Origin of the sequence: Sporomusa sp., from assembly GCF_035561155.1 — a bacterium.
Lineage (GTDB): Bacteria > Bacillota > Negativicutes > Sporomusales > Sporomusaceae > Sporomusa.
Map to the genome: position 1 here is coordinate 19,086 of NZ_DATMYD010000033.1, position 7,948 is coordinate 27,033.

The following is a 7,948-nucleotide window of genomic DNA, read 5'->3' on the forward strand; positions in this document are numbered from 1 at the left end:
AATAGTATAATCAGCTAATAATTTTTCCCAGGAATGGCCGGCCACATAATGACCAAATATAAATTCAAATACTAATACACCACGCTGCTGTTGCAGCAACTAGTGGAAATATTCTCCTCCCGCCCCCTTACAATGATATTACGCGGGGATGCAAGTAACACCTTTTCTAGGTTTAATTTTTTTGAGGAGGAACATATGAACCAGCAAGAACAGCAGATTGAGATAGTAAGACTAGCAGAAATACTCCGGCAGGTAAAAGAACAAATCCGAAAGAGTGAGCAGAACTCTGATAACTATCGGGATACACTGCAAACTACACTGCAAGAATATTGGAAAACAGGTGGCGGTAACTCCATTGACGAAGCTCAGCTAATTGAGTCTATGGACCGGCAGCGAGCACTATCTGCGCACGTTCATCATACTGCCCGCCAATTACATAAAATGCTAAAATCTCCTTATTTCGGGCGTATTGATTTTTCCGAAGCTGATTATTGCCAGGCTGAGCCAATTTATATTGGCATTGGGAGTTTGACTAATAAGGAAACTGGCGAATTTCTTATCTACGACTGGCGCGCTCCGGTATCGAGTATGTTTTATGATTATGGACGGGGTCAGGCGTCATACCAATGCCCTGCCGGCACGATCACAGGCATTATCACACTCAAGCGCCAATACAAAATTGTAAACGGCCAAATTGAGTACATGTTTGATTCTGATTTAAAAATTGATGATGAAATCCTCCAACAGCTGCTAAGCAAAAGTGCGGACGATAAAATGCATACCATCGTCAACAGCATTCAGCGTGAGCAAAACCAGATTATTCGTGATCAAACCCATAGGGTGCTATTTGTTGAAGGCCCGGCTGGCAGTGGGAAAACGTCGGCTGCCTTACACCGGGTGGCCTTCTTGTTGTACCAGGACCGGGATAGACTGACCTCCCAAAATGTATTAATCCTCTCACCTAACAACATCTTTGGTGATTACATCTCCAATGTACTGCCGGAAATCGGTGAAGAAAACGTAGTACAAATGACTTTCCAGGATTACGTGGCCCTATCTACCGCCGAACTCCCTCTCCAGTTTGAAGCCCGTACCGCATATTTGGAGCAAATGCTGAAGCCTAACCCCAACCAAAAGCGTATCGCTAATATTAGCTTCAAATCTTCGAACGTATTTAGCCAGGCATTAATCCGTTACTTGGAATGGCTTGCGTCAGACTGGGTAAACGACTATCCGGCCATCTCAGTTCGGGGCGAAACAATATTTCGCCAAGACGAATGGCGGCACTATTACACAGTCAGCTTTGCCATGATGCCACCGGCGCTGCGTCTGGAAAAAATAAGAACAATTGTCCAAAAGCGAATGAGTGATCTCGTCCAGGCAGTCCGTAAGGAAAAAGTGAATGAAATAACTGCCGCTGGTGAAGAAGTCAATGAAAAGGTGATAAGGGCATTAGCCAGAATCCAGGCCAGAGATGAGTTGAAACCAATCACTGACCAGATTGAGCAGCTGACCACCTTAGATGCCGTAAGTGAATATAAAAGCCTGTTTAAAAATGATCGATTATTTGAAGTAACGGGAATAGCCGCCCCCAAAGAGTGGGAGATCATTAAAAGGCAGACGCGGGCCTATATCAACCAGGGTATTCTTCCCTATGAAGATATTCCTTCTTTTTTATACTTTCAGGGTATATTACAAGGTTTTCCAACCAAAGCCGATATCAAGCATGTCGTAATCGACGAAGCACAGGATTATACAGCATTTCAGTATAAAATTCTCGCTCAGCTGTTTCCCAACTCTTCTTGGACAATTGTCGGGGATCCTGCACAAGCTGTACAGCCATTTTTGACTACAGCAAGTTTTGCTGAAGCAAGCAACATTATCGGCATAGAAAAGACACTGCTATTTCGCCTTACCAAAAGCTACCGCTCAACCCGGGAGATACAAGCCTTTTGCCAAGCACTGCTGCCTGATGCGCACGAAGTGTTGTCAGTAAACCGGCCTGGTCCGCTGCCAGTCGTTGTCCGGGTAGAACAAACACAGGAACTAGCGGCGGCCATTGCCAGTACCGTGCACTCGATGATAAACCAAGGCTGGCGTTCTATCGGGGTTATCACGAAGAATGCAGCACAAGCTATGGCTGTGTATCCTGCTCTCGAAAGTTCTGTCAAGTCCAGCCTTGTAATTAGAGAAGACGATGAGTTTTATCGCGGCGTTGTTATTATCCCCTCCTATCTAGCCAAAGGCTTGGAATTTGACGCCGTACTGGTGTTAAATGCTGACAGCAAAAATTACAGCCATGACCAGGATCGTCATATCTTATATACCATCTGCACCCGGGCGTTGCATCGCCTGTTCCTTTATTATACAGGCACCCCTTCGCCCTTCATATCTCAGATAAATCAAGATTTATATCAGACCAATACTGTATTGCCATAACGGATAAAAGCAAAAAGGCTGCCTTCCGGCAGCCATACAAGGAGTACTTATTCTATCTATTTACCGGCACCTTCAAAGCTTGTCCGGGATTCACTTGTGCATTATTATTTAACTTATTTAATTGCCTGATGGCAAATACTTTTTCTCGGATGTCCTCTTTGTCGGTGACATAGTTAGCAGCAATTTTCCAAACGGTATCACCTTGCTTCACATAAACTGTCTCATAGGCAACCGAACCGGAGAAGGCACTTGAACTGGCTAAAGGAGCTATTACTAATAAAACTAGAACTAAGGACAGTGTTAATACGGTTCTCATTAATAAACACCTCGCTGAACTTATGTTCGATTCAAATTTATTGTAACACAGTACATATGTTCTGCGCAAGTATGTTCGGTCTTATTTTTCGAACTTATGTTTGTTATCAAAATTGATTTTTCCTAAAAGCAAAACCAAGGACCACTCATTTTGGAGTGGTCCTTGGTTTATATCATAAATCGTTCATATGCTATAGATTTTCCAGACAATAAGCACCTAATCGGCTAACTCATTTGCTAGTTGTCAGCAGCTTAGTTAATATGGTTGAAGCAACATTCGCCATAACTCTATACCCTTCTTCATTTGGGTGAAGTACGTCGGCATAAAGCTTTGTTCGGGCCTGCCTACTTTCAGATTCCATAAACGCAGTATAAAAATCAATCATGCCTATGTTATTATCCATGGCATATTCACGCATATCTGCGCGGTATAGACTAAGAATAGATTCATCTTTAGAATAATTACAAGGTATTGGTATGCCGATGATCGGTGTTACTCCATATTGCAAAGCTAGTTCCACCATGTGGCGAATATGATCATAGACTTCTTCAGCCTCAACTCCGGCGCAAGCATCGTTAGTACCACCCATTATGATTACATGCGATGGTGAGCAACTGATAACATCACTAATAAACCGCTCCAGCATTCCCGCACTAGTGTCGCCATTAACACCTTTATTAATAATAGAAATCCCCAACTCTTTACTAGCCAAATTACCCCATGCTAAGTTCGGTGTGTACGGAAACCCGTACGTGATAGAATCACCTATTGCAACTATCTTCATAAATGTTGGACACTTCCTTCCTTGGATATGTCGGTAAAACCGGCTTCTAAAATGAGATAGGTGTATTTGGATTTGTTGGAGCATGCTAGAAGAAAGTAAAAAACCAGTCTTATGGCTGGTCTAAAAATGCTTGATTTTATTGGTCGGAGTGACACGACTTGAACGTGCGGCCTCTACCACCCCAACATAGGCTCGTGATTTTGTACAATGAGAAGAATCCAGTAAATTCAAGAGTTTGCTAGGTTTTGGAAGCGATAATTTCTTAAATTATAGGGACTGTGTCCTATGATCAGCATTATAGGCTGTAGTATAAACATAGATATAGGCTCTGAAGCCTATGTTCGAAACATATGTTATAGAGCCTATGTTTCGTTCTTTGGAAGATCCTTCGATTCGATCCTTTTTATAAATTCTTTTATTGAAGCCCACGCCTCCTGGGTTTCGTAATAATACGCATTGTTCAAAATCTGGCTGACTGTTACCTGTGTTACACCAAGCATGACAACTATAAAAAATGAACAAACTTCACTTACCAGGGGCTCGCCAGCAAAACGCGCATAATGAGGTAACACCAGTGAAGTGTCACTTCGCTGGTGTTTACCCATCGTAATCAAAGAATATCCTGAGAGTCGTATTATTATCAAGATACACTTTGGCGCAAATGGGCATCTTTAATAGCAATTGCTATAAAGAGTCCTATTAATACAAGAAATCCCCCAATTATATGGTGCATGGCAAATGATTCATTTAAAATTATCACGGCAAATATTGCTGTAAGTATTGGTTGGACCAGTGTGAATATCGAAACTTTTGACGAGTCGATATAGCCAAGAGAAAAATTAATTAAAAAGTATCCTCCAACTTGGGTAATTAAACCTAGACATAATAGGTAAATCCAGGATATAGACGAAAATCCATACAATTTACTTTCTGTAATAATACAGCAAATGAATAATGTTATGACAGAACCTAAAAAAGTAAAAAATACAACCTGCAGAGTACTATTTTTAAGTCTTACTTGTTTCACTGATAAAACATATAAAGCTAAAAATATACTTGCAATAATGGAAAATATAAAACCTCTGTCGACTTTCATTTCAACAATATTACTAATTCCAATTAACACGGCTATTCCAAGCATGGCTATACCATTGCCTAACCAGTGGAAATGATTTAGTTTTTCTTTGAATAAGAGCATAGCCCCTATACCTACCCATATAGAGGAAAGATTTACAATCAATGTAGGAAATGTAGCATTAGAAATTATAACTGCTATGTTCCAAAAGACCAGTTCAAAAGCAAAAAACATTCCGCCTAATAAACAAATACAAATTCCTTTATAACTCATGTTCTTATTCTTTGTTCTAATATAAAAAGGCAGTATAAATAGTATGGCAAAAAATATTCTATAAAAAGCTGAAGAGATTCCATTGACATGAGCTTCTTTTACGAAAATTGCAGATACTGATATACATACTATTCCCAAGAATAATATTATCCAAGGTGCTTTCCTAACCGATTCAACGCTCATATTCACCCAACCATTTTCTGTAAATTTCCTGTACAAGATAAAATTAATATACTATAGCGACTTTAATAATGCAACTAAGTTATTATATAAATATCGATAAAAAGACAGATAAAACCTCATAGAATACTATAAAGCCTATCCATCTTGTTGGTTAAGCAAAACGCGGATTTCGTACGCTAAGCAATTTTTTATAGGAGAAAAGCTGTTTCCCTGTACGCTAAGGGGTAACGGCTCTATTATTATCCAAGAGCGGTCTTAATGAATTTATGTTGATACTCTTTTGTATCAAAGCGGTATTCCAAAGGAAATTAATATTCTCACAGTCAAGTAGAGAAATATTATTTGGTAGAATTGGAGCGGTGGGAGTATAAAGCAACTCGTCCGCTGGCTTTGCTTTTGCCTGCTTTTATGGAGCAAGATGTTATTTATGACCGATAAAAGCCGGACTTATGTGCGTTATACCATTCTAAAACAGCAGTTTCTGGCTTCGCTTTCAGCAACAATAAAATTTCTTTGGCAAACTCCAACGAAGCAGTGCCATTGGCCGTGACCACATTGGAATCACAGACAGCTTGTTCCTCTACAAAGTGCTGATTACCTCTATAATGAGGAGCTTGGTCCTGCATGAATTCAAGAGTGTTTCCCGAATGTCTGATTTGATTCAAGTAGCCGTTTTCTGCCATAAAGTTGGCGGCACCGCAGATTGCACCTACTGGAATACGTCTTTCAATTGCATACTCCACCACAGGCAACACCGCGTTGTTCAGTTGTTTCATCCAGGCATTGCCTCCAATTAAAATCAGCATACCAAAGTCGGCAGGAAAATCGGCCACTGAATAATCGGGAAGAACTCGAAAACCACCCATCGATGTTTTGGGTTCTTTGTCAAGGCTTAACGTCTTTATCGCGTACCCTGTTTCGGGTGCGTTAAGTTCGGAACTGACATATGCGCTTTCCCAATCGGCATATCCGTCAAAAATAAATACCAGTATTGCTTTTTTCATTGTTTGTCCCCCTCCTTCTGTTAAATAGTATACAATAAAAAAGGTGACACCTATATGTCACCTTTTTTATTGTAGTGGGAATTTATTTTTCCCAAACGGCGTTTGATTTCTTCTTGGAGTGCAGGAGGAGAAATGACATGCACCTTGTTCAGGAGACTGAAAACCAGATCTGCCGCCCACGCTAAATTGGAAACTTGAAAACGAATCTGCCCACAATCCTCTTGACCTTTATTTCCTGGGACGGTTCTTGCTTGCTAGTTTTCTGCCGATTTTAATATCCGACTAATTCTGGATTCACTCAACTCTACTAACTTCCCGATTTCTTTCAAAGATAACTTGGAGTTACACCGGAGTTTCTTTACTAATTGATTTATCTCAGAGTTTTCTTTTCCTCTTCCTCCAGTCTGCTCGTGATGTATTTGGTTAATGCGCTTAGCAACAAAGGCTCTGCATTTTTCCAGAGACATCTTTTTCCGTTCAACCTCAACTACTGAGCTAACCATACCACGACAATCTGTATGAAATGGTGGTTGCTAAAGTTCAGACAGCCCTTTGTATTCCCGGTATCGCTTCTGAGGCACTGCTAAGACCATTGGCCAAAAAGCCCAGCAAAAATGATTTATCTACCATTCTGTCTATTACCAGTGGCTCTTCCATGTATTCAGTATAACTACTCCATTGATATTTTTCCAGGCTAGCAACTAAGCCCACCTTTACAGGATTTTAATGAATATATTTCGAGACTTGTAGTGCATACGGATCATTTGTAATAATTTCGCTACGAAAACGATCCTGAAAAAAATGCCCGCATCTTACATGCTTACGGTTGATATACATGACATAACTTACATTAAGGCTTTTTCATGACTTGTGAAATGTCACTACCATTTGAAGTCATTAATAGATGAACATGATTGTCCATCAAACAATATGCATATATCTTAAAATTATACTTTTCTTGATTCTTTTGTAAAATTTCCAAGTACCGTTTTCGATCCTCATCATCATAGAAGATCGACTTTTTTCATTACCGCGTTGAATGGCATGATACATTTCATATTCGCCTTTTTTTAGCACATCTGGGCGTACACGCCACCCCAGCACTATTTTACACTACCTAAACTAACAAGCAAGAACCTTCCCCTAATATAAGTTCGCCAATAACCTTCTGGCTATCGGTATTCTGGAAGAACGGGTAAGTCTCAGTCCCACAATACTCGCAATTAAAAAACTTTCTTTTGATATGGCATATCATCGGTTCATCACATACCTGGCATACCATCTCGCGCGGGTAGAAGTGTTTTCTTGTTGTATCATCGTTTTTCTCTCTGCAGTTTTTACATGTGGCTGGTTCGGGCTTACTTGGACTCCAATACCAGCAGTTGCCACAAATTCTTTTTTTCATTACTCCCACCCCCAAATAATAAAAACGCGAACAGGACAGCTAAACGCTTGCCCTTTCTATCTACCTATACTCCCTTGCCAGAATCGCTATATCCACATTACCGGTAATGCGAGATTTGTTGTTTTTCGGCAAATACCTTACGTACTCAATTTTATCTCAACTCTTGCAATTATCCATATAGGACTGCAGTCCTTACACGCATATCGTTTGGCACTTAGGTGGTCAACTTTTATGTTAGCAAAAACATATGGCTTTCATTTCGCATCTCACCTTTATGAAATACTCTGTAACTAAAGCGAACTGTTCTCATATTATGTAAGAGGATACAAAGGGACGGTTATTGTGAAAAAAAATATACTGAAGGTCTCAAAAAAACGCACAACAAAATAAGCCTATCAAATAGACGAATAAAAAAGTACTGATAAGCTATTGAATATCGATAATTAAGTGCGGTATAGTTAAGTTAGCT

At 40.0% G+C, this 7,948-nt stretch carries 8 protein-coding genes; 1 reads left to right on the forward strand and 7 read right to left on the reverse strand.

All coding sequences use genetic code 11. The features are described from left to right. The first annotated feature begins 195 nt into the window (after window positions 1-195). Window positions 196-2,439: a HelD family protein gene (locus tag VN447_RS04845; protein WP_325523378.1), complete on the forward strand. Its 2,244-nt coding sequence runs from the start codon at window positions 196-198 to the stop codon at window positions 2,437-2,439. Between the two features lie 52 nt (window positions 2,440-2,491). Here VN447_RS04845 and VN447_RS04850 read toward each other — a convergent pair whose 3' ends face one another. The 7 genes from VN447_RS04850 to VN447_RS04870 form a co-directional block, all read right to left on the reverse strand. Continuing rightward, window positions 2,492-2,755, reverse strand: coding sequence for a LysM peptidoglycan-binding domain-containing protein (locus VN447_RS04850; RefSeq protein WP_325523381.1), 264 nt, complete (start codon window positions 2,753-2,755; stop codon window positions 2,492-2,494). 229 nt (window positions 2,756-2,984) lie between these two features. Next, window positions 2,985-3,539, reverse strand: a complete 555-nt coding sequence (locus VN447_RS04855; RefSeq protein WP_325523383.1) for an SGNH/GDSL hydrolase family protein — start codon at window positions 3,537-3,539, stop codon at window positions 2,985-2,987. A gap of 640 nt (window positions 3,540-4,179) precedes the next feature. Then, window positions 4,180-5,070 carry a DMT family transporter gene (locus VN447_RS04860; protein WP_325523385.1) on the reverse strand — a complete coding sequence of 297 codons (891 nt, stop codon included), beginning with the start codon at window positions 5,068-5,070 and terminating at the stop codon, window positions 4,180-4,182. Between the two features lie 425 nt (window positions 5,071-5,495). Further along, window positions 5,496-6,074, reverse strand: coding sequence for a type 1 glutamine amidotransferase family protein (locus tag VN447_RS04865; RefSeq protein ID WP_325523387.1), 579 nt, complete (start codon window positions 6,072-6,074; stop codon window positions 5,496-5,498). 50 nt (window positions 6,075-6,124) lie between these two features. After that, complete coding sequence (locus VN447_RS23265) at window positions 6,125-6,280, reverse strand: WYL domain-containing protein (protein ID WP_414714880.1); 156 nt, start codon at window positions 6,278-6,280, stop codon at window positions 6,125-6,127. A 644-nt stretch (window positions 6,281-6,924) separates the two neighbouring features. Then, a complete protein-coding gene (locus VN447_RS23270; protein WP_414714881.1) occupies window positions 6,925-7,089 on the reverse strand; it encodes a transposase in 165 nt (54 codons plus the stop codon). Window positions 7,090-7,191: 102 nt separating this feature from the next. Continuing rightward, on the reverse strand, window positions 7,192-7,479 hold the full coding sequence (locus VN447_RS04870) for a hypothetical protein (RefSeq protein ID WP_325523389.1): 288 nt from the start codon (window positions 7,477-7,479) through the stop codon (window positions 7,192-7,194). Window positions 7,480-7,948: the final 469 nt, after the last annotated feature.